This window comes from uncultured Pseudomonas sp. (genome assembly GCF_913777995.1).
Taxonomy (GTDB): domain Bacteria; phylum Pseudomonadota; class Gammaproteobacteria; order Pseudomonadales; family Pseudomonadaceae; genus Aquipseudomonas.
Genome location: NZ_CAJYVE010000043.1, coordinates 1 through 20,021, shown reverse-complemented (window position 1 = coordinate 20,021; position 20,021 = coordinate 1). Strand labels below are relative to the sequence as shown.

At 62.7% G+C, this 20,021-nt stretch carries 23 protein-coding genes and 1 pseudogene; 6 read left to right on the top strand and 18 right to left on the bottom strand.

The genetic code is table 11. The annotated features are described in order from the left end of the window. Positions 1-306: 306 nt before the first annotated feature. On the bottom strand, positions 307-1,299 hold the full coding sequence (locus tag QZ497_RS18825) for an RHS repeat-associated core domain-containing protein (RefSeq protein WP_295477886.1): 993 nt from the start codon (positions 1,297-1,299) through the stop codon (positions 307-309). Positions 1,300-1,454: 155 nt separating this feature from the next. On the opposite strand from QZ497_RS18825, the gene QZ497_RS18820 reads away from it, so the two are divergent. Then, the gene (locus QZ497_RS18820) at positions 1,455-2,093 is read left to right on the top strand and encodes a TetR/AcrR family transcriptional regulator (protein ID WP_295477882.1); all 639 of its coding nucleotides are present in this window, start codon (positions 1,455-1,457) and stop codon (positions 2,091-2,093) included. Positions 2,094-2,285: 192 nt separating this feature from the next. Here the strand turns inward: QZ497_RS18820 and QZ497_RS18815 are convergent, their stop codons facing one another. From QZ497_RS18815 to QZ497_RS18785, 7 genes are all read right to left on the bottom strand, one after another. Next, entirely contained in the window at positions 2,286-2,501 is a 216-nt protein-coding gene (locus QZ497_RS18815) for a TOBE domain-containing protein (RefSeq protein WP_025262382.1), read from the bottom strand. Positions 2,502-2,527: 26 nt separating this feature from the next. Further along, positions 2,528-3,343: an aliphatic sulfonates ABC transporter ATP-binding protein gene (gene ssuB, locus QZ497_RS18810; protein ID WP_295477870.1), complete on the bottom strand. Its 816-nt coding sequence runs from the start codon at positions 3,341-3,343 to the stop codon at positions 2,528-2,530. Continuing rightward, positions 3,340-4,137, bottom strand: a complete 798-nt coding sequence (gene ssuC, locus QZ497_RS18805) for an aliphatic sulfonate ABC transporter permease SsuC (RefSeq protein ID WP_295477867.1) — start codon at positions 4,135-4,137, stop codon at positions 3,340-3,342. The genes ssuB and ssuC overlap by 4 nt, the downstream gene beginning before the upstream one ends. Before the next feature lie 25 nt (positions 4,138-4,162). Beyond that, positions 4,163-5,128, bottom strand: a complete 966-nt coding sequence (locus tag QZ497_RS18800; RefSeq protein WP_295477864.1) for a sulfonate ABC transporter substrate-binding protein — start codon at positions 5,126-5,128, stop codon at positions 4,163-4,165. A 218-nt stretch (positions 5,129-5,346) separates the two neighbouring features. Beyond that, positions 5,347-5,988: a peroxiredoxin gene (locus QZ497_RS18795; protein ID WP_295477862.1), complete on the bottom strand. Its 642-nt coding sequence runs from the start codon at positions 5,986-5,988 to the stop codon at positions 5,347-5,349. A 182-nt stretch (positions 5,989-6,170) separates the two neighbouring features. Beyond that, positions 6,171-7,532 (bottom strand): OprD family porin, encoded by a 1,362-nt coding sequence (locus tag QZ497_RS18790; protein ID WP_295477859.1) that lies wholly within the window; start codon positions 7,530-7,532, stop codon positions 6,171-6,173. Between the two features lie 894 nt (positions 7,533-8,426). Then, positions 8,427-8,867 carry a hypothetical protein gene (locus tag QZ497_RS18785; protein WP_295477856.1) on the bottom strand — a complete coding sequence of 147 codons (441 nt, stop codon included), beginning with the start codon at positions 8,865-8,867 and terminating at the stop codon, positions 8,427-8,429. Between QZ497_RS18785 and trmL the strand changes: the two genes are divergently transcribed. Next, the gene (gene trmL / locus QZ497_RS18780; protein ID WP_295477853.1) at positions 8,866-9,321 is read left to right on the top strand and encodes a tRNA (uridine(34)/cytosine(34)/5-carboxymethylaminomethyluridine(34)-2'-O)-methyltransferase TrmL; all 456 of its coding nucleotides are present in this window, start codon (positions 8,866-8,868) and stop codon (positions 9,319-9,321) included. The two genes, QZ497_RS18785 and trmL, sit on opposite strands and share 2 nt — an antisense overlap. 85 nt (positions 9,322-9,406) lie before the next feature. Here the strand turns inward: trmL and secB are convergent, their stop codons facing one another. From secB to QZ497_RS18765, 3 genes are read right to left on the bottom strand one after another with little or no spacing between them, the layout of a single operon-like run. Continuing rightward, positions 9,407-9,892, bottom strand: coding sequence for a protein-export chaperone SecB (secB, locus tag QZ497_RS18775; protein ID WP_295477851.1), 486 nt, complete (start codon positions 9,890-9,892; stop codon positions 9,407-9,409). Positions 9,893-9,933: 41 nt separating this feature from the next. Further along, positions 9,934-10,188: a glutaredoxin 3 gene (grxC, locus tag QZ497_RS18770; RefSeq protein WP_295477848.1), complete on the bottom strand. Its 255-nt coding sequence runs from the start codon at positions 10,186-10,188 to the stop codon at positions 9,934-9,936. Position 10,189: 1 nt separating this feature from the next. After that, positions 10,190-10,603 (bottom strand): rhodanese-like domain-containing protein, encoded by a 414-nt coding sequence (locus QZ497_RS18765; protein WP_295477844.1) that lies wholly within the window; start codon positions 10,601-10,603, stop codon positions 10,190-10,192. A 232-nt stretch (positions 10,604-10,835) separates the two neighbouring features. Here QZ497_RS18765 and gpmI point away from each other — a divergent pair, with 232 nt between their 5' ends. The 4 genes from gpmI (at position 10,836) to QZ497_RS18745 (ending at position 16,014) form a co-directional block, all read left to right on the top strand. After that, complete coding sequence (gpmI, locus tag QZ497_RS18760) at positions 10,836-12,368, top strand: 2,3-bisphosphoglycerate-independent phosphoglycerate mutase (protein WP_295477841.1); 1,533 nt, start codon at positions 10,836-10,838, stop codon at positions 12,366-12,368. A 209-nt stretch (positions 12,369-12,577) separates the two neighbouring features. Beyond that, complete coding sequence (locus tag QZ497_RS18755) at positions 12,578-13,879, top strand: murein hydrolase activator EnvC (RefSeq protein ID WP_295477839.1); 1,302 nt, start codon at positions 12,578-12,580, stop codon at positions 13,877-13,879. Positions 13,880-13,912: 33 nt separating this feature from the next. Next, positions 13,913-15,244 carry a S41 family peptidase gene (locus tag QZ497_RS18750; protein WP_295477836.1) on the top strand — a complete coding sequence of 444 codons (1,332 nt, stop codon included), beginning with the start codon at positions 13,913-13,915 and terminating at the stop codon, positions 15,242-15,244. Next, the gene (locus tag QZ497_RS18745) at positions 15,244-16,014 is read left to right on the top strand and encodes a divergent polysaccharide deacetylase family protein (RefSeq protein ID WP_295477834.1); all 771 of its coding nucleotides are present in this window, start codon (positions 15,244-15,246) and stop codon (positions 16,012-16,014) included. Before QZ497_RS18750 ends, QZ497_RS18745 begins: the two co-directional genes overlap by 1 nt. A gap of 212 nt (positions 16,015-16,226) precedes the next feature. Here QZ497_RS18745 and QZ497_RS18740 read toward each other — a convergent pair whose 3' ends face one another. From QZ497_RS18740 to QZ497_RS18710, 7 genes and pseudogenes are all read right to left on the bottom strand, one after another. Next, on the bottom strand, positions 16,227-16,985 hold the full coding sequence (locus QZ497_RS18740) for an ABC transporter substrate-binding protein (protein ID WP_295477831.1): 759 nt from the start codon (positions 16,983-16,985) through the stop codon (positions 16,227-16,229). A gap of 108 nt (positions 16,986-17,093) precedes the next feature. Then, positions 17,094-17,864 carry an imidazole glycerol phosphate synthase subunit HisF gene (gene hisF, locus QZ497_RS18735; RefSeq protein WP_295477828.1) on the bottom strand — a complete coding sequence of 257 codons (771 nt, stop codon included), beginning with the start codon at positions 17,862-17,864 and terminating at the stop codon, positions 17,094-17,096. A 21-nt stretch (positions 17,865-17,885) separates the two neighbouring features. Then, positions 17,886-18,197, bottom strand: coding sequence for a chorismate mutase (locus tag QZ497_RS18730; RefSeq protein ID WP_295477825.1), 312 nt, complete (start codon positions 18,195-18,197; stop codon positions 17,886-17,888). Next, positions 18,190-18,927, bottom strand: a complete 738-nt coding sequence (gene hisA / locus QZ497_RS18725; protein WP_288448848.1) for a 1-(5-phosphoribosyl)-5-[(5-phosphoribosylamino)methylideneamino]imidazole-4-carboxamide isomerase — start codon at positions 18,925-18,927, stop codon at positions 18,190-18,192. Before hisA ends, QZ497_RS18730 begins: the two co-directional genes overlap by 8 nt. A gap of 31 nt (positions 18,928-18,958) precedes the next feature. Further along, entirely contained in the window at positions 18,959-19,216 is a 258-nt protein-coding gene (locus QZ497_RS18720) for a DUF2164 domain-containing protein (protein ID WP_007159788.1), read from the bottom strand. Further along, the gene (gene hisH / locus QZ497_RS18715; protein WP_295477817.1) at positions 19,216-19,854 is read right to left on the bottom strand and encodes an imidazole glycerol phosphate synthase subunit HisH; all 639 of its coding nucleotides are present in this window, start codon (positions 19,852-19,854) and stop codon (positions 19,216-19,218) included. The genes QZ497_RS18720 and hisH overlap by 1 nt, the downstream gene beginning before the upstream one ends. Then, positions 19,854-20,021, bottom strand: a pseudogene (locus QZ497_RS18710) (imidazoleglycerol-phosphate dehydratase); the annotation flags it as partial. The pseudogene QZ497_RS18710 and the gene hisH, both read right to left, overlap by 1 nt.

The following is a 20,021-nucleotide window of genomic DNA, read 5'->3' as shown; positions in this document are numbered from 1 at the left end:
GAAACGCATGGAACACGCCGCCGCGACTTTCGCCGGCCAGCCACTTGCCCCGATAGAACAGCGGGTGCTCGGCACGGGTACGAATCCCTGAGGCGATGAGCCGATCGAGCGGGTCGTAGTGATAGCGGCACAGCAGCCGCTTCTGGATAGCCATGCTGGAATCCCCTGATCACGAGATCACCCGGCAATCGTCCAGCACTGTCCAGACACCTACAACTGGCATTGTTGGCAGGTCGCCGTGCTGCAAGTACCAGGCCGCTGGCCCTGACCTGGACGACAGCGAAAGCATGGCCACCTGACCACCCGCTACACCGCTGTTTCTCTGATCGAGGTATTACTGAAGGACAGGGAACCCCGAATGGTTTTGCTGAAATAGGTCGCCATTTCATAGCTTGGCAGCCCGTCCCCCTGGGTCTGGGCAGCCGCCCAGACGCTACTCGACGACTGTACCGACAGCCTGCGCGGAGCAAGCAGCGCTTGTTCGTAAGGAGGAGGCGCATCCCTATGCCCAATGCTCCAGCGTCCGAGAGCATTGAAAAGTGATGGGCGCGTCGCTTGATCAAAGGCCTGCAGCTGCAAGCCATGAGCCTGCTCTATCGTCAGGCTCGAAAGTTTCAAACCTATACCGCCAGCCACTATCAGCGCCGCACCCAGGCCAGCCAGGATCTTGTAAGCATCGGACTCCGGGGAGACAGTCCCCACCGCTATGGCAGCCACGCTGATGCCCAAGGCACCCACCATGGCCCCCAACGAAAGCCGACGCACCATGGCCATATGCCCATCAGGATCCACGAGGTTGATCGGATTCCCCTGACAATAGCCATACGCATTCAACCCACCACCCCCAAACGGACTCAGACGGTCCGGACTGTTGAAGCGCATCAGCACCGGGTTGTAGGCTCGATAGCCCTGCCCCAGCAGGTAATGCCCGGTCACCGGGTCGCGGCGCTCGCCATTGAAGCCCAGCAGGCTGTCCAGCCCGCCACCCGGCGCGTGATAGCCATACACGGCATACGCCTGGGCCTGGCGCTGGCCCCTCGTCAATGCATGCAACACCGACCCCGGCGCATCGGTGGCCAGCAGCGTGGCGTCCACCGCCTTGCCGCTGTGGATAAATTGCGCCACGGGCCGGTCAGCGGCGTGCAGAAACGCATGGTACAAGCCGCCGCGACTTTCGCCGGCCAGCCGCTTGCCGCGATAGAACAGCGGGTGCTCGGCACGGGTACGAATTCCTGAGGCGATGAGCCGATCGAGCGGGTCGTAGTGATAGTGGCACAGCAGCCGCTTCTGGATAGCCATGCTGGAATCCCCTGATCACGAGATCACCCGGCAATCGTCCCGCATTGTCCATGCATCTGCAGCTGACAGTGTTGAGAGGTCGCCTGCACAAGCGCTGCCTCCCTGGCCGCCTGGCAGCGTACAATGGCACCTTGCCCGTACCTGAGACCTGCACCATGAACCGCCCCGCCACGCCCCGCAAACCCCGCGCTGCAAGCCAGGCACGTATCGCCACGATACTCGCCGCAGCCCGTGAGCTGCTGGCCAGCGAGGGGGTTGGCAGCCTGTCCATCTACGGCGTGGCGGAGCGGGCGCAGATCCCGCCTTCTTCGGTTTACCACTTCTTTGCCAGTGTGCCGGCGCTGCTCGAAGCCCTGACCGCCGACGTGCATGCCGCCTTCCGTGCCGCGCTGCTGCAGCCGGTGGAGCACGACGCACTGCGCAACTGGCATGATCTTTCGCGGATTCTGGAACTGCGCATCATGCGCATCTACCACGACGATGCGGCCGCCCGCCAGCTGATCCTGGCCCAACACGGCCTGGTCGAGGTCAGCCAGGCCGATCATCAGCACGATATCGAGCTGAGCCAGCTGCTCAAGGAAGTGTTCGATCGTCATTTCCACCTGCCGGCGCTACCCGCCGAGATCGACGTGTTCGCACTGGCCATGGAGTTGGGCGACCGGGTGTATGCCCGCTCGATGCAGCAGTTCGAGCAGATCACCCCACGCATGGCCGAGGAAGCCATGCGCGTGATGGATGCCTACCTGGGCCTGTACCTGCCGCCCTGCCTGCCAAAACGCCCAAACCCGCTCTGAGCGGCTTCAGCCGTAATACTGTTCAGCTAGCTCGGGTAGGAGCGGCTTCAGCCGCGAAGCGACCGCCTGTTCACAGCAGATGCAGTGAATTTCCTGGCGCTTTTCGCGGCTAAAGCCGCTCCCACCAAGCCACATAACGACTCACTGAACTGTATGGCGGCCAAGCCAGGCGACGATGCCCGCGAGCCGGTATCACAACTTGGCGATCGACACTTCAGTGGATTTGACGAAGGCGATCACCTCACTGCCAACGGCCAGCTCCAGCTCCTTGACCGAACGGGTGGTGATCACCGAGGTGACGATGCCCGAGGCGGTCTGCACGTCGATTTCCGACAGCACGTCGCCCTGAACGATTTCCTTGATGGTGCCTTTGAACTGGTTACGGACGTTGATGGCCTTGATAGTCATGAGGGTCTCTCCGGGTACGTGAACGATTAATTGGCCCAACGCAGTTGCGTCGGCAGGGGTGAAACGGGTTCCGGTTGCGGTGGCGCGCCGGGCAGTGCCAGTACGCGGTCAAGCACCTGGCTTTCCAGAGCGGCCAGGCGCTGCGAGCCGCGCGCACGGGGTCGGGGCAGGTCGACGGGCAGGTCCAGGCCGATACGGCCCTCTTCGATAAGGATCACCCGGTCGGCCACCGCGACGGCCTCGGCCACGTCGTGGGTGACCAGCAGCACGGTGAAACCGTGCTGACGCCACAAATCTTCGATCAGTTGCTGCATCTCGATACGCGTCAATGCATCCAGCGCCCCCAGCGGCTCGTCGAGCAACAGCAGGCGCGGCTTGTGGATCAGCGCCCGGGCCAGGGCCACGCGCTGCTTCTGACCACCGGACAACGCGGCCGGCCACTCATCGGCACGTTCGGCCAGACCCACCGCGGCCAGGGCGTCCAGCGCCTGCGCACGCCAGTCACCGCTCAGGCCAAGGCCGACGTTGTCGATGATCTTCTTCCAGGGCAGCAGGCGCGCTTCCTGGAACATCAGCCGGGTGTCGTCACGCGCTTCGCCAAGTGGCGCCGAACCCGCCAGCAGCTTGCCGCCAGTGGGCTGGTCGAGCCCGGCCAGCAGACGCAGCAGGGTGCTCTTGCCGCAACCACTGCGGCCGACCACGGCGACGAACTGCCCGGCCGGGATATGCAGGTCAATGTCCTTGAGCACCGTACGCTCGCCGAAGGCTTTCCTGAGCTGGCGGGCGCTCAGCGGAATACCGCGCAACAGGTGGTCGGGTTGAGGCTGTTTGAGACTGGTCATGCGGCACCGCCTTTTTGAGTCTGATAAGCCGGGTGCCAGCGCAGGCATACGCGCTCCAGGGCACGAGCGGCCAGGTCGGCGAGTTTGCCGAGCACGGCGTAGAGCACGATGGCCAGCACCACGACATCGGTCTGCAGGAATTCACGGGCATTCATCGCCAGGTAGCCGATGCCGGAACTGGCCGAGATGGTTTCGGCAACGATCAGGGTCAGCCACATGAAGCCCAGGGCGAAGCGCACACCCACCAGGATGGAGGGCATGGCGCCGGGCAGGATCACATGGCGGAACAGGGCGAAACCGGACAAGCCGTAGCTGCGCGACATTTCCACCAGTGCCGGGTCGATGTTGCGAATGCCGTGGTAGGTGTTGAGGTAGATCGGGAACAGCGTGCCGAGGGCCACCAGGAAGACCTTGGCGGTTTCGTCGATACCGAACCACAGGATCACCAGCGGGATCAGCGCCAGGTGCGGCACGTTGCGGATCATCTGCACCGAGCTGTCCAGCAGGCGCTCGCCCCAGCGAGTCAGGCCGGTTATGAAGCCCAGCGCCAGGCCAATGCCACCACCGATGGCGAAACCGACGCCGGCACGCCAGCCGCTGATCGCCAGATGGGTCCAGATTTCACCGCTGGCCACCAGGCTGACGCCTGCCTCGACCACGGCACTGGGCGCCGGCAGGATCCGGGTGGACAGCCAACCGGCACTCACCGCCAGTTGCCAGACTGCCAGCAGCAGCACCGGCAGCGCCCAGGGTGCCAGCCTGTGCAGAGTTCGTTGGGAAGCACTGAGGCTCATGGAATCGTCTCCTTTCGAGAGCCGCTCAGGGGGCTTTCGCCACGGCGGCAGGGGGTGTCCAGATCACATCGGCGATGCGCAAGGGTTTGGGGATCAGCTTGAGCTGGAGAAAGGTGTCGGCGATCTTCTGCTGCGCCTCGACCACCTGCGGGGTAATGAAGTGCGCACCGTAGCCCTGGCGCTTCACTGAGGTGAGGGTGATATCGGCAGGCAGGCCCAGCAGCGGCGCGACCTGGCGGGTCACCTCGTCAGGGTTGGCCTGAGACCACTCGCCCACTGCACGAACCTCTTCGACCAGCGCCTGGATGACCTGGGGATGCTTCTGTGCGTAGGTTTTGGTGGCCAGGTAGAACTGATGGTTGTCGACGATACCGGCGCCATTGCGCAGCGTGCGCGCCTGCAGCTGCTGCTCGGCGGCGGCCTGGTACGGGTCCCAGATCACCCAGGCATCGACGCTGCCACGCTCGAAGGCGGCGCGGGCATCGGCTGGCGGCAGGAACACGGTCTGGATGTCGCTGTATTTCAGCCCAGCGTCTTCCAAGGCCCGCACCAGCAGGTAGTGCACATTGGAGCCCTTGTTCAGCACGACCTTCTTGCCCTTGAGATCCTGCACCGAGGTGACAGGCGAATCCTTGGGCACCAGAATCGCTTCGCTGGTCGGCGCAGGCGGCTCGTAGGCCACATACAGCAGGTCGGCGCCTGCGGCCTGGGCAAACACTGGCGGGGTCTCGCCGGTCACGCCGAAGTCGATGGAACCCACGTTCAGGCCTTCCAACAGTTGCGGGCCGCCGGGGAATTCGGTCCATTGCACCTTCACGCCCTGCTCGGCCAGACGCTTCTCCAGCGTGCCCTTGGCCTTGAGCAGCACCAGGGTGCCGTACTTCTGGTAGCCGATACGCAGGTCTTCGGCCTGAGCCTGGGTCAGCACGCCGAGACTCAAGGCGGTCGCCAAAAGCACGGCGAAACTGCGACGCAAGAAGGGGGTGCGCATGGCGCTCTCCTGGATGAGTATTTGAATGCAATCGACATTAACAGTGATTTTTTATATCCATAAATCATATTTATTCATTTATTTATTCCTTAAGGAGATATACCCGTGCAGGCGCCTTCAACCGCGAAAAACGGGTCGCACTGGCGACCGAAACCCTTTTGAACAAGCAAAAAAAAGGGCCGATCAGATCGGCCCGAAGAACCCCACTCAGGTTCGTGCTATTCGCGATTGGGTTGCGGCGTGAGGCGCAGGTAGGGCGTAACAGCCTGGTAGCCCTTGGGAAAACGTTGGCGAATCTCTTCCTCGTCCTTGACCGAGGGCACGATGACCACGTCATCACCCTCCACCCAGTTGGCCGGCGTGGCCACCTTGTAGTTGTCGGTCAATTGCAGGGAGTCGATGACCCGCAAAATTTCATGGAAGTTGCGTCCGGTGCTGGCCGGGTAGGTGATGATCAGCCGCACCTTCTTGTTCGGGTCGATGATGAACAGCGAGCGTACGGTGAAGGTGTCACTGGCGTTGGGATGGATCAGGTCGTAGAGGTCCGAGACCTTGCGATCGGCATCGGCAAGAATCGGGAAATTCACCTGGGTGTGCTGGGTAGTGTTGATGTCGTCGATCCACTTGATGTGTGAGTCGACCGGGTCCACGGACAGGGCGATGGCCTTGACCCCGCGCTTGGTGAATTCATCCTTCAAGCGTGCAGTGAAACCCAGCTCGGTGGTGCATACCGGCGTGAAGTCCGCCGGGTGAGAGAACAGCACCCCCCAACTGTCGCCCAGCCACTCGTGAAAGCGGATACGGCCTTCACTGGAGTCCTGTTCGAAGTCAGGGGCGATATCGCCAAGTCGCAGTGTCATGATAAAGCTCCTTGTCTGGCGTTGAAGGAAGGTGCTGTCTGTATCTAAGCCTACTGTGCCTGGACCTGCTGAAAATTAAAAAGAATAAATATCGATTTATATATTCGATTTTGAAATATAAAGATTCAGGCAAAAAGAAGCCCCGCACAAGGCGGGGCTTCTCGGTCAGACGCTCAACACACTTACATGAAGTTGTAGGTGTAGTTGAAGATCAGACGGGTCTGGTCGGCGTTGGTCGAGTTGTTCAGACCATCGTCGCCACGGTACGAACCGTGACGTACGGTAGCGCCCAGGCCCTTGAGCGGACCGCTCTGGATCACGTAGTCGATACGCATGTCACGTTCCCACTCGGAGTACTCGCGGCCGAATGCGGCAGTGCCACGCGCGCCCTTGATGTCGTCACCGTGCAGGTAGGCGATACCGGCTTTCAGGCCTGGGATGCCGACCTTAGCGAAGTCATAGGAGTACTGACCGAAGGTGGTGTTTTCGCCGGCACGGATGAACTGGTTGATCATCGAGTCGGTGAACAGGTAGAAGCTGGCGCCGCCGTTGCCTTCCGGACGACCACGGCCGTCAACCACGCCACCTTGGTTCAGCTGGACGAAACCGCCGTCATCGCTGACCTGCTGGTAGCCGAGCATCAGCGCATGGCCACCCAGCGAGTAGGTGAACATGGCCGACCAGGTCTTGTTGTCGACTTCGCCAGGGGTCTTGGCATAGCCGCTGTTGTTGTTGAACAGGTAGCCGGCGGTGCCGCTGCTGTTCTTGCCATCGGAGCTGCTGTCGAAGTAGCGCAGGTCAGTCTTGAACGACTGGTTGTCGTCGATCTTGTAGACGTGTACCAGGCCCAGGAAGTGCTGCTTGTAGAAGTCTTCCAGGTTGGCGAAGTAGTACTGCAGGGTCAGGTCTTTGGTGACTTTCCAGTCAGCGCCGGCGAAGCGGAACTGATCGCTGCCCTGGGTCGCGCCGTTGACCGACAGATCGGTCCAGTTCGACGAGGCACGGCCGATGCTCTTGTTCAGCTGACCGGCAGTGAAGGTCACGCCGTCCAGGTCCTTGGAAGTCAGGATGCCGCCTTCGAAGGCTTGTGGCAGCAGACGACCGTCGTTGGAGACCAGGATTGGCAGGTTGGGTGCCAGGGCGTTACCGACTTTCAGCTCGGTCTTGGAGAAACGAGCCTTGACGTTGGCGCCGACACGGCCCCAGTCGTCCACGGACGAACCGTCGGTGTCGGTAGGAACGAAGCTGTTGGAAGTGGCAGCGGTGTGGTGCTGGATGCCACCACCCAGGTGCAGGCCCATTACAGCCTGAGCGTCCAGACCAAAGCCTACGGTGCCTTGGGTGAAGCCCGACGAGTAGTCGAATTTCAGGCCGGTAGCGGTCTCACGCTGGTCGTTGGCACGCACGCCTTCACGCAGATCGTTGTTGAAGTACAGGGTACGAGAACTTACGGATGCCTTGCTGTCTTCGATGAAACCGGCGGCGCCAGCCTGCTGGGCCAGAACGCCCATGGTTACGGCCAGGGCCAGGGTAGACTTCTTCATTAACTCGCTCCTCGTGAATCTAATTTTTGTATTCCATGGCGACGAGCCAGGCTCGGCCACCGCAGCCGCGCGATTAACACCAGGGCTGACCTCAGGGGTCAAGCTCGACCGGTATCTCGCGATTATTTGATCGGTCTGCGTCTTGTGATCGGTGCACGAGGGTGAAACTTGAGTGACACAAAAAAGAACTAATGATCTTATCCTTAGTGCTTTTGGCTATATGTCACAACCCGTGTCCAACCGACCGCCATGGAGTGTATCCACCAAACAAGCTAATGCCTAAAAAATATTTTATGACCGTTCGTCAGATCCTTTTGTTTGGGGTCAGCAGACGACCCTAAAAGCCCTCGAACGCGGCCGAAACGCTTGCACCATGCGCCTCGTAAAAAGATGAAAACCTATAAAAAACAACAAATTGAAAGACCTTTAGCAGCAATTGTGACAATTACCACCACTTACAGTGACACCTTTTATCGCCTGATCGAAAAAATTTCCGATCCTGCCTTTTCTCGCTCCTAGACGACTTTTCCTACTCGCCTCATACCTTGCATCAGCCGCGCGACTGAACGGTCGGACCTTTTGAGTGTCAGGCCCGATTTCGACTGGAATGGCATAAAGAAGAGGGGCGTGGGCCCTCCTGCCTCAGCATGGGGAGCCACACCCCCTCGGTGCGCAAAAAGTGTGCATAAACACTTGGGAAGACGCGAAGGCGGAGGGCGCATCATGAGCCCTGTGGACGGGGGTCAGGCTCACAAGCGCCGTAATACAGGAGCTGGCGGCATCCCTAAAAGAAAAAATCGCATTTTTTCGAAAAGCTGGCACGCCCTCTGCAATAACTCTGGCACCTACCCGTTTTGGGGGCCTTGGTACAGGCAGGCCGGGGATTCCCCTCTTTTATTGCTCACGGAGGCTGACTTCCAGCCTCCACTGCCCGTCCACTTCAGCCGTGCGCCAGTCGCCCTGCAGTGGACGGGCCGCCAGCAATGTCAGCACCAGTCCTTTCTTCGCACGCTCTACCCGCCACCGCGCGACCTTACCGTCCATGCTCAGTTGCCCTTTCCACGGCTGACCCGCCGCGCCTAGATGCAGCACGATGGCGCCATCGACCACATCGCCCTGTACAGCCGGTTCTTCGTTGAACCACAACGCCAACCCCGTGGGCAGTTCCTCGATGCGCTGCAGTTCGACAGGCTCCGGTTGGGTGACCCGACCGATCATCATGCCCACGCAAAAGCCGACGATGGCCATCGAGCCCAGCACTCGGGGCCAGAACTTCGGCCTGGGGTCCTCTTCAGGGGTAGAATGCACCCCGTCCTTTTGTTCGGAGCCGTGCATGTTTCACGTGATCCTTTTTCAACCAGAAATTCCGCCGAATACCGGCAATGTGATAAGGCTCTGTGCCAACAGCGGCTGCACCCTGCACCTGATCGAACCCTTGGGCTTCGAACTGGATGACAAGCGCCTGCGCAGGGCCGGGCTGGATTACCACGAGTATGCCACGCTGCAGACCCATGCCGACCTGGCCAGTTGTCTTGAGAAGCTCGGCCAGCCACGGCTGTTCGCCTTTACCACCAAAGGTTCGCAGCCCTTCCATGAGGTGTCCTTCCAGCCCGGCGACGCCTTTGTGTTCGGCCCGGAAAGCCGCGGCTTGCCCGCCGAAGTGCTGGACACCTTCACCCCGGAACGCCGCCTGCGCCTGCCGATGCGCGAAGGCTGCCGCAGCCTCAACCTGTCCAACACCGTGGCGGTGGCGGTCTACGAGGCGTGGCGCCAGCAAGGGTTCGCCTGAGCCTCGCCACTGGCCGCCCGCCTCCAGGCTGGCGAGCCGCATAAAAAAAGCGCCGACAAGGCGCTTTTTTCATCAGCGGAGCCAATCAGGCCGAAGGCGCTTCGCCCGACTCCTGCATGCGCTGCAGCTCTTGGGCATACAGGGCATCGAAGTTGACCGGCGACAGCATCAGCGCCGGGAACGAGCCACGCACCACCAGGCTGTCGATGGCCTCACGTGCGTACGGGAACAGGATGTTCGGGCAGAACGCGCCCAAGGTGTGGCTCATGGACGCAGCATCCAGGCCCTTGATCATGAAGATACCGGCCTGCTGCACTTCGACGATGAAGGCGACTTCGTCACCGTTGTTGACGGTCACCGACAGAGTCAGCACCACTTCGTAGAAATCGTTTTCCAGGGCTTTCTGGCGGGTGTTCAGGTCCAGGCTGACCGAAGGCGTCCACTCCTGGCGGAAGATCGCCGGGCTTTTCGGGGCTTCGAACGACAGGTCACGAACATAGAGACGCTGCAGGGAGAACTGTGGCGCGCTGTCTTCGTTAGCGACGGCGCCGTTGTTGGTTTGTTCGGTCATGTCGGATCCTTATCGAGAATAACGAGTTGCAGGTAATGGGTTCAGGCCTGGAGCAGCAAGTCGAGCTTGCCGGCGCGTTCCAGGGCGAACAGGTCATCGCAGCCGCCCACGTGGGTCGCGCCGATCCAGATCTGCGGCACCGAGGTGCGCCCGGCTTTCTCGGCCATGGCGGCGCGCACCTGGGGCTGGCCATCGACGCGAACTTCCTTGAACGCGACGTTCTTGCTGTTCAGCAATTGCTTGGCGCGCATGCAATAGGGGCAGTAGTCGCTGGAATAGACGATGACGTCGGCCATTTCACTTCACCAGAGGCAGGTTGTCGGCGCGCCAGCTGGAAATGCCGCCGGACAGTTTGGCCGCCTTGAAGCCGGCCTTGATCAGCTCGCGAGCGGTGGTGCCCGCATGCTGGCCCATGGCGTCGACCAGGATCAGCGTCTTGTCCTTGTGCTTGTTCAGCTCGGCAGTGCGGCTCAGCAGTTTGTCCTGCGGGTAGTTCAGGGCACCGACGATATGGCCGGCGGCAAACTCCTTGGCAGGACGCACATCGATGACCACGCCCTGGTCGCTGTTGACCAGCGCGGTCAGCTGGCCGGTGCTGACACTGCTGGCGCCCTTGCTCATCTCGTAGGCGATCAGCAGGGCCAGCAGAATCACGAAAGCGCCGGCGATCAGGTAGTGGTGGGTGACGAATTCAAGTAGGTGAGCAACCATCTCTAGGTTCCAGGGCGTTAAAAATGCCGGCCAGTATACACAGCGTCCGAAGCTCTGTTGACGTTTCAGCGCACAGCCCGACGACACAGCACGGGCAAAGTCCGCCTGGCCGTGACTCCTGGGGAACTTGTCCTTAAAATGCCGATCTTTTCCCTACTTCCCATTTTGCAAAGCAGGCCGCTCGCGAACGGGTTCGCCCCCACGCCCATGCAGCCGGCAAACGAGGGTTTCTATGACTGCTGCGCCAAAACCTCTGGTTCTGATCATTCTCGACGGCTTCGGCCACAGCGAGAATCCCGAAGGCAACGCCATCATGGCCGCCAGGATGCCAGTCATGGAGCGCCTCTATGCCACCCAGCCGCACGGCCTGATTTCCGGCTCGGGCATGGATGTCGGCCTGCCTGACGGGCAGATGGGCAACTCCGAGGTCGGCCACATGAACCTCGGCGCCGGCCGCGTGGTTTACCAAGACTTCACCCGAGTCACCAAGGCCATCCGTGACGGCGAGTTCTTCGAGAACCCGGCCATCTGCACCGCCGTCGACAAGGCCGTGGGCGCCGGCAAGGCCGTACATATCATGGGCCTGCTCTCCGACGGTGGCGTGCACAGCCACCAGGACCACCTGGTCGCCATGGCCGAACTGGCTGCCAAGCGCGGCGCCGAGAAAATCTACCTGCACGCCTTCCTCGATGGCCGCGACACACCGCCGCGCAGCGCCCAGGGCTCCATAGAACTGCTCGACCAGACTTTCGCCCGCCTGGGCAAAGGCCGTATCGCCACGCTGATCGGCCGCTACTTCGCCATGGACCGTGACAATCGCTGGGACCGTGTTTCGGCGGCCTACAACCTGATCGTCGACGGCGCTGCCGAATTCACCGCGCAAAGCGCTGTGGCCGGCCTGCAGGCCGCCTACGCCCGCGATGAAAGCGACGAGTTCGTCAAGGCCACCGCCATTGGCGAAAAAGTCACCGTCGAAGACGGCGACGCCGTGGTGTTCATGAACTTCCGCGCCGACCGCGCCCGCGAGCTGAGCCGCGTGTTCGTCGAGAACGACTTCAAGGAATTCGCCCGCGCGCGCCAGCCGAAGGTCGAGTACGTGATGCTCACCCAGTACGCCGCGAGCATTCCGGCCCCTGCTGCGTTCGCCCCTGGCAGCCTGAAGAACGTGCTGGGCCAGTACCTGGCCGACCATGGCAAGACCCAGTTGCGCATCGCCGAAACCGAGAAGTACGCCCACGTGACCTTCTTCTTCTCCGGTGGCCGCGAAGAGGAATTCCCTGGTGAAGAACGCATTCTGATCCCATCGCCGAAGGTCGCCACCTACGACCTGCAACCGGAGATGAGCGCGCCGGAAGTCACCGACCGCATCGTCGACGCCATCGAGCACCAGCGCTACGACGTGATCATCGTCAACTACGCCAACGGCGACATGGTCGGCCACAGCGGCGTGATGTCTGCCGCCGTGAAGGCCGTGGAATGCCTCGACGAATGCCTGGGCCGCATCACCGGAGCCCTGGACAAGGTGGGTGGCGAAGCGCTGATCACCGCCGACCACGGCAACGTCGAACAGATGACCGACGACACCACCGGCCAGGCGCACACCGCGCACACCTCCGAACCCGTGCCGTTCATCTACTACGGCAAGCAGCCGCTGAAGGTCCGCGAAGGCGGCGTACTGGCCGATGTCGCCCCCACCCTGCTGCTGTTGCTGGGCTTGGACAAGCCGGAAGAAATGACCGGCCATTCGATCCTGGTACCCAACTGACGGACAGGCCCTTGAGCAGGCTTGCTGGTGAATGGCTCGACCGCCCTATCGCCAGCCAGCCCGTTCCCACAGGTGACAAGGCCCTTTCGCCGCCAAGTTCGCGCCAAAAAGCAGCTATCAACCGGTCAGCCGGACATTTGTTTTACCGGATATGGCGGGCATACTAGGCCCGTCGTTTTTCTCACTCTTGCTCGGTATCGCCCATCAACATGCTCCGCGTCCTGACCGCCCTTGTTCTGATCTGCCTGCTCAACCCGGCATTCGCCGAGGATGAGCGCGCCCAGACGCAAAAACAGATTGAAGCCGCACGCCAGGATATTGCCGAGCTGCAAAAGACCCTCAGCAAGCTGCAGGCCGAAAAGAGCGGGGTCCAGAAAGACCTACGTACCACCGAAACCGAGATGGGCAAGCTGGAAAAGCAGGTCGAGGTCCTGCAGAACGAACTAAAAAAGACCGAAGTCGAGCTGCAGAAGCTCGACCATGAAAAACAGCAACTGAACAACGCCAAGCTCGATCAGCAACGCCTGATCGCCATCCAGGCGCGTGCCGCCTACCAGAGTGGCCGCCAGGAATACCTCAAGCTGCTGCTCAACCAGCAGCACCCGGAAAAGTTCGCCCGCACCCTCACCTACTACGACTTCCTGAGCAAGGCACGCTTGCAGCAGTTGGAGCAGTTCAACCAGACACTGCGCCAGCTGGCCAAGGTCGAAAAGGACATCGACCTGCAACAGGCCCAGTTGCTGGTGCAGAAAAGCGACCTGGAAACCCGTAACGAAGAGCTCGCCAAGGTCCGCGAAGAGCGGCAGAAGGCCCTGGCCAAGCTCAACCAGGACTACAAGTCCGGCGACCAGAAGCTGCAGGCCCGCCAGCAGGAGCAGGCCGAGCTGAACAACGTGCTCAAGACCATCGAGGAAACCCTCGCCCGCCAGGCACGCGAAGCCGAAGAAGCGCGCCAGCGCGCCCTGGCCGCCGAGCGCGAGGCCGAGGAAAAGCGCAAGCGCGAGGCCCTGGCGCGCAACAGCCGCGACGACGATGAGCCTGCCCCCAAACGCCCGGCTCACACCCCCGGTATCGCGGTGTCCAGCGACGGCGCGGTGTATGGCGGGGCCTTTGCAGAAGCCCGGGGTAAACTTCCGTGGCCGATCAATGGTCGATTGCTTGCACGCTTCGGTGAAGCCCGTGGCGACGATGAACGTTCACGCTGGGACGGTGTGATGATCAGCGCCGCTGCGGGCAGCCAGGTTCATGCGGTGCACGGTGGGCGCGTGGTGTTCGCCGACTGGTTGCGCGGCGCCGGACTTCTGGTCATTCTCGACCACGGTAATGGCTATTTGAGCCTGTACGGCCACAATCAAAGCCTGCTCAAGCAGGCCGGTGACATCGTCAAGGCCGGTGAAGCGATCTCCACGGTAGGCAACAGTGGCGGTCAGGACACTTCGGCGCTGTATTTCGCCATTCGTCAGCAGGGTCGCCCGACCGACCCGGCGCAATGGTGCCGTTCTCATGGATAAGGCGGCACCACTTTGATCAGGAGCTTGTCAGACATGCTGCATTTGCCCCGCCTCACCTCGCTGGCCCTGGCGACCGCTCTCGTGGCCGGAGCCCCATGGGCGCATGCCGCCGAGCCGGCTCCGGCCGCCAAACCGGCGGCGGCACCTGCTGCAGCCAATGCCAAGGCGCCTCTGCCGCTGGACGAGCTGCGCACCTTCGCCGAGGTGCTGGACCGGGTCAAGGCGGCCTATGTCGAGCCGGTGGACGACAAGACCCTGCTGGAAAACGCCATCAAGGGCATGCTCAGCAACCTCGACCCGCATTCTGCCTACCTCGGCCCTGAAGACTTCCAGGAGCTGCAGGAAAGCACCAGCGGCGAGTTTGGCGGCCTGGGCATCGAGGTGGGCGTCGAGGACGGCTACGTCAAGGTGGTCTCGCCCATCGATGACACCCCGGCTTCGCGTGCCGGCATCGAGGCCGGCGATCTGATCGTCAAGATCAACGGCGCGCCGACCCAGGGCCAGACCATGCAGGAAGCCGTGGACAAGATGCGCGGCAAGATTGGCGAGAAGATCACCCTGACCCTGGTGCGCGACGGCGGCAACCCCTTCGACGTGACCCTGGCGCGGGCCGTCATCCAGGTCAAGAGCGTCAAGTCGCAGTTGCTCGAGAGCGGCTATGGCTATATCCGCATCACCCAGTTCCAGGTCAAGACCGGCGATGAAGTGGGCAAGGCCCTGGCCCGCCTGCGCAAGGACAACGGCAACAAGAAGCTCAGCGGCATCATCCTCGACCTGCGCAACAACCCCGGCGGGGTGCTGCAGTCGGCGGTGGCGGTGGCCGACCACTTCCTGACCAAGGGCCTGATCGTCTACACCAAGGGCCGCATTCCCAACTCCGAGCTGCGTTTTTCTGCCGACCCGGCCGATGCCAGCGAAGGCGTACCGCTGGTGGTGCTGATCAACGGCGGCAGCGCCTCGGCCTCGGAGATCGTCGCCGGCGCCCTGCAAGACCAGAAGCGCGGCATCCTGATGGGCACCGACACCTTCGGCAAGGGCTCGGTGCAGACCGTACTGCCGCTGAACAACGACCGTGCGCTGAAGATCACCACGGCGCTGTACTACACCCCCAACGGTCGCTCCATCCAGGCCCAGGGCATCAGCCCGGACATCGTGGTACGACGTGGCAAGGTCACCAGCGAGGCCGACGGCGAGAACTACAAGGAAGCCGACCTGTACGGGCATCTGGGCAACGGCAACGGCGGTGCCGACAAGCCGACGGTCAAGGGCAGCACCCCGGCCAAGTCCCGTCCGCAGGATGAGGACTATCAGCTCAACCAGGCACTCAGCCTGCTCAAGGGCCTGAGCGTCACCCGCGGCAACTGATGCGCCTGCTGCAACTGGGGCTGGCCCTGCTGCTGGCCGCCGCTTCGCTTGGAGCGGTGGCCGGTGAACCCGCCAAGGCCTACCTGAGCCTGATCATCGATGACCTGGGGCAGAATCCCGACCGGGACAGCCGCACCCTGGCCCTGCCCGGCCCAGTGACCCTGGCGATCATGCCCGACACGCCTCACGCCAGCGAATTCGCCCGGCAGGCTCACAAGGCCGGCAAGACGGTGATTCTGCACATGCCCATGGACCCGGCCACCGGCCCCTATGCCTGGCACCCTGGCCTGCCGATCAGCGAACTGGAAAGCCGTCTGAATGCCGCGCTGCTCAAGGTGCCCTTCGCCGCCGGCATCAACAACCATATGGGTAGCCGCATGACCGCCGAACCGCAGGCCATGGCCTGGCTGATGGAAGAACTGCAGCGCCGCCATATGTTCTTCGTCGACAGCCGCACCAGCGCCAAGACCGTCGCTGCCGCCCAGGCGCAGCGCATTGGCCTGGCCAGCGTGTCACGTGACGTATTCCTGGACGACGAGCGCACCGCCGAGGCCATCACCCGCCAGTTGCGCAGCGCTGTCGATCTGGCCCGCAAGCAGGGCTCGGCCGTGATCATCGGCCACCCCTACCCGGTAACCCTGGACGTGCTGGAGCGCGAACTGCCCAAGCTCAAGGCTCAGGGCATCGAATGGATCGAGCTGCGGCACATGATCGGCGAGCGGGGCAACCGGGCCATGGGCGCGCACGGCAAGAACGGCCTCTATCGTTGAGGCCTAACCGCTCTGTTAAGCCGCATACGGTTCGGTAGCGGCTTTAGCCACAATACTGGTCAGTTAGGGCCGATCTGACTTTTGTTGGAGCGAGCTTGCTCGCGAAGAGGCCGGCAAAACCCATGCATCTGCTGTGAACGTGACGCAGCCATCGCGAGCAAGCTCGCTCCAACGGTCGCTTCGCGGCGGAAGCTGCTCCCACCCCAACTGGCCTAAAGGTACTTATCCATGATGCGCTCGATGCGGCCTTCGGCGCGCATCTGATCCAGCGCTTTCTGCAGGCGATCGACAATGCTTTGCGGAGTGTCCTTGTTCAGCGCCAGGTACAGCTCGGCCTTCTGGAAGCGCAGCACGGTCTTCAGCCCGGTGATGCCTTCCTGGCGTGCCAGGTAGCGCCCCACGGGGTCGGCAGTGGCCCACAGGTCGATCTGGCCGCTTTCCAGGCGTTTGGGGTTGTCCTGGTCGCGCAGCATCAATACCGGGTCGAAGCCCTTGAGCGCCAGGTGCTCGGCAATCGCGTCGCCCTTGTAGGCACCGATACGGTAGCCACGGGCTTCGGCCAGCTTGTTCAGAGAAGTGATCGGGCTGTCGCTGCGCGCCAGCAGCACCCAGTCGACCGGCGCCAAGGGCCCGACCCACTTGAAGAGGTGCTCCCGTTCAGGGGTACGGATGGTGGAGAACACGCCATAGCCAGGCTTTTCCAGCGCCAGCTTGTAGACGCGGTCCCAGGGAAAACGCAGGGTCAGGTTGTAGTCGATACCGGCACGCTTGAAGGTCTCGCGCATGATCTCTACGGAGATGCCGTCGAGGTTGGCGTCCTGGGCGAAGTTCTTGCCGTCTACCGCCATGTTGTAGGGCGGGTAGTTCTCGGTCAGCAGAACGATTTGCTGAGTAGCCACTTCGGCACTGCGAGCCAGTGGACTCAAGAAAGGGAGCAAGCCAATCAGTACCAGCAGAAGACCCTTGAACATGACACTGGATCCCAAACATGACGACCGTTGCAGAGTGCCGCGAAGCGGGAGGGCTGTCTACCGCAATGACACCCAGGCCGATGTCATGGCGCTCGCCCCCGGCCCGTTTCAGCGCACCACGATACCGCGTTCGGCCATGTAGGCCTTGGCTTCAGGGACGGTGTACTCACCGAAGTGGAAGATGCTCGCCGCCAGTACCGCGCTGGCATGGCCTTCCAGTACGCCGGCGGCCAGGTGCTCCAGATTGCCGACGCCGCCGGAGGCGATCACCGGGATGCCCAGCGCATCGCTGATCGCGCGGGTCACGCCCAGGTCGAAACCGTTCTTCATGCCGTCCTGGTCCATGCTGGTCAGCAGGATCTCGCCAGCGCCCAGGCCTTCCATCTTCTTCGCCCATTGCACGGCATCCAGGCCGGTAGGCTTGCGCCCGCCGTGGGTGAAGATCTCCCAACGCGGCGTTTCACCCGGCGCGGAAACCTTCTTGGCGTCGATGGCGACCACGATGCACTGCGAGCCGAAACGTGCCGCAGCCTCGCCGACGAACTCGGGATTGAACACCGCGGCGGTGTTGATCGAGACCTTGTCGGCACCGGCGTTGAGCAGGTTACGGATGTCCTGCACGGTACGCACGCCACCGCCTACGGTCAGCGGGATGAACACCTGGCTGGCCATGCGCTCCACGGTGTGCAGGGTGGTATCACGACCCTGGTGGCTGGCGGTGATGTCGAGAAAGGTGATCTCGTCGGCGCCCTGCTCGTTGTAGCGGCGGGCGATCTCCACCGGATCACCGGCATCGCGGATGTTCTCGAACTTGACGCCCTTGACCACGCGGCCATTGTCCACGTCCAGGCAGGGGATGATGCGTTTCGCCAGCGCCATGTTGCTCTCCAGAAAACGAAGTCAGGTACGTTGCAAGGTGGCGTGCTCCGCCAGCTCAGCCTCGATGAATGCGGCGATCATTGCCCGATAGACCTGCTCGACCACCACAGGCGATGCGCCTGCTTCGGCAGCCAGCGCCTTGACCTTGGCGATGACCTGCTCGACGCGTTGTGGCGCACGCACGGCGTCATCGTCCTTCTTTAAGCGCGCGGCCTGGCTGACATAGGCGCCGCGGGCCGCCAGCAGCTGAACGATCTGCTGATCGAGTCCGTCGATCGCCGTGCGGACCTCATCGAGCGAAGAGCATTCGATCACCGCCGCGCCCTCAGACATTGAAGTTGTCGCACAGCGCCTGGGCCTCGGCGACGTCGAGGGTGCCCTCGTAGATCGCCCGACCGGTGATGGCGCCGATGATGCCCGGGCTGCGGGCGTCGAGCAGGTTCTGGATGTCACCCAGGTTGTGGATGCCGCCGGAGGCGATCACCGGGATGCTGGTGGCTTCGGCCAGGGCGCGGGTGGCCGGCACGTTGCAGCCCTGCATCATGCCGTCGCGGGCGATGTCGGTGTAGACGATGGCGCTGACGCCGTCGGCTTCGAAGCGGCGGGCCAGGTCGGTGACCTGCAATTCGCTGACCTCGGCCCAGCCGTCGGTGGCAACGAAGCCGTCCTTGGCGTCCAGGCCGACGATGACCTTGCCGGGGAAGGCGCGGCAGGCTTCAGCGACGAATTCCGGCTGCTTGACCGCCTTGGTGCCGATGATCACGTAGCTGACGCCGGCGCGGACATAGTGCTCGATGGTCTCCAGCGAGCGGATGCCGCCGCCGATCTGGATCGGCAGGCCGGGATAGCGCCTGGCGATGGCGGTCACCACCTCGCCGTTGACCGGCTGGCCTTCGAAGGCGCCGTTGAGATCCACCAGGTGCAGCCGGCGGCAGCCACCGTCGACCCACTGGGCGGCCATGGCCACGGGATCGTCGGAGAACACGGTGGAATCTTCCATGCGCCCCTGGCGCAGGCGGACGCAGGCACCGTCCTTGAGGTCGATGGCGGGGATGATAAGCATGGCAATACCTTGGCTCGGGGGTGAGGGCGATCTAGGGCTTTTCCAGCGCCCAGATGTCGCTTTCCAGGCTGTCGACACGCTCCCTGAGCAGGGTCTGCACGTCGGCAACCGCCTTGTTGTAGTACAGCGGCCCGCACTCGCGGGCGAAGAAATCCAGCAGTTCCTCGACTTCGAACCGCCCCAGGCGGACCTCGAAGCGGTCGTCCAGCAGGGTCTGCAAGGCCGTGACCAGGCGCTGGCTCTGCTCGGGTTCGAGCGTCACCAGCGGCGCGGGCGGCTTGCGCGCCATTACCAGCGGCCGTCCCAGGCGAGGAAGTTGGCATAGAGCTGCAGGCCGCAGTCGGCGCTCTTCTCGGGGTGGAACTGGGTGGCGAAGCGCGAGCCGTCGGCCAGCACCGCGGCGAAATCCAGGCCATAGTGGCCGCGCCCGACCACCTGGCGCGGATTGCCGGCCTCGACATAGAAGCTGTGCACGAAATAGAAGCGGGCGCGATCGGGGATGCCGTGCCAGAGCGGATGGTCGAGCACATGGCTGACCTCGTTCCAGCCCATGTGCGGCACCTTGAGGCTCTCGCCCTCTTCCTGCATGCCGCCCGGGAAACGCCGTACGGCGCCGGGGAACAGGCCGATGCAATCCACGCCGCCGTTCTCTTCGCTGCGCTGCATCAGCGCCTGCATGCCGACGCAGACGCCGAGGAAGGGGCGGTCCTGGCTGACTTCACGGACCAGCTCATCGATGCCCTGGCGGCGGATCTCGGCCATGCAGTCGCGGATGGCGCCGACGCCGGGCAGGACGATGCGGTCCGCCTCGCGGATCACCGCGGGATCGCCGGTCACCAGTACCTGGTGGCTACCGGCATGCTCCAGGGCCTTGGCCACGGAGTGCAGGTTGCCCATGCCATAGTCGATGACGGCTACCGTCTGCATCACAGGCACCCCTTGGTGGAGGGCATGACGCCGGCCATGCGCGGGTCTTCGGCAAGGGCCATGCGCAGGGCGCGGCCAAAGGCCTTGAACACCGTCTCGATCTGGTGGTGGCTGTTGACGCCGCGCAGGTTGTCGACGTGCAGGGTCACCTGGGCGTGATTGGTGAA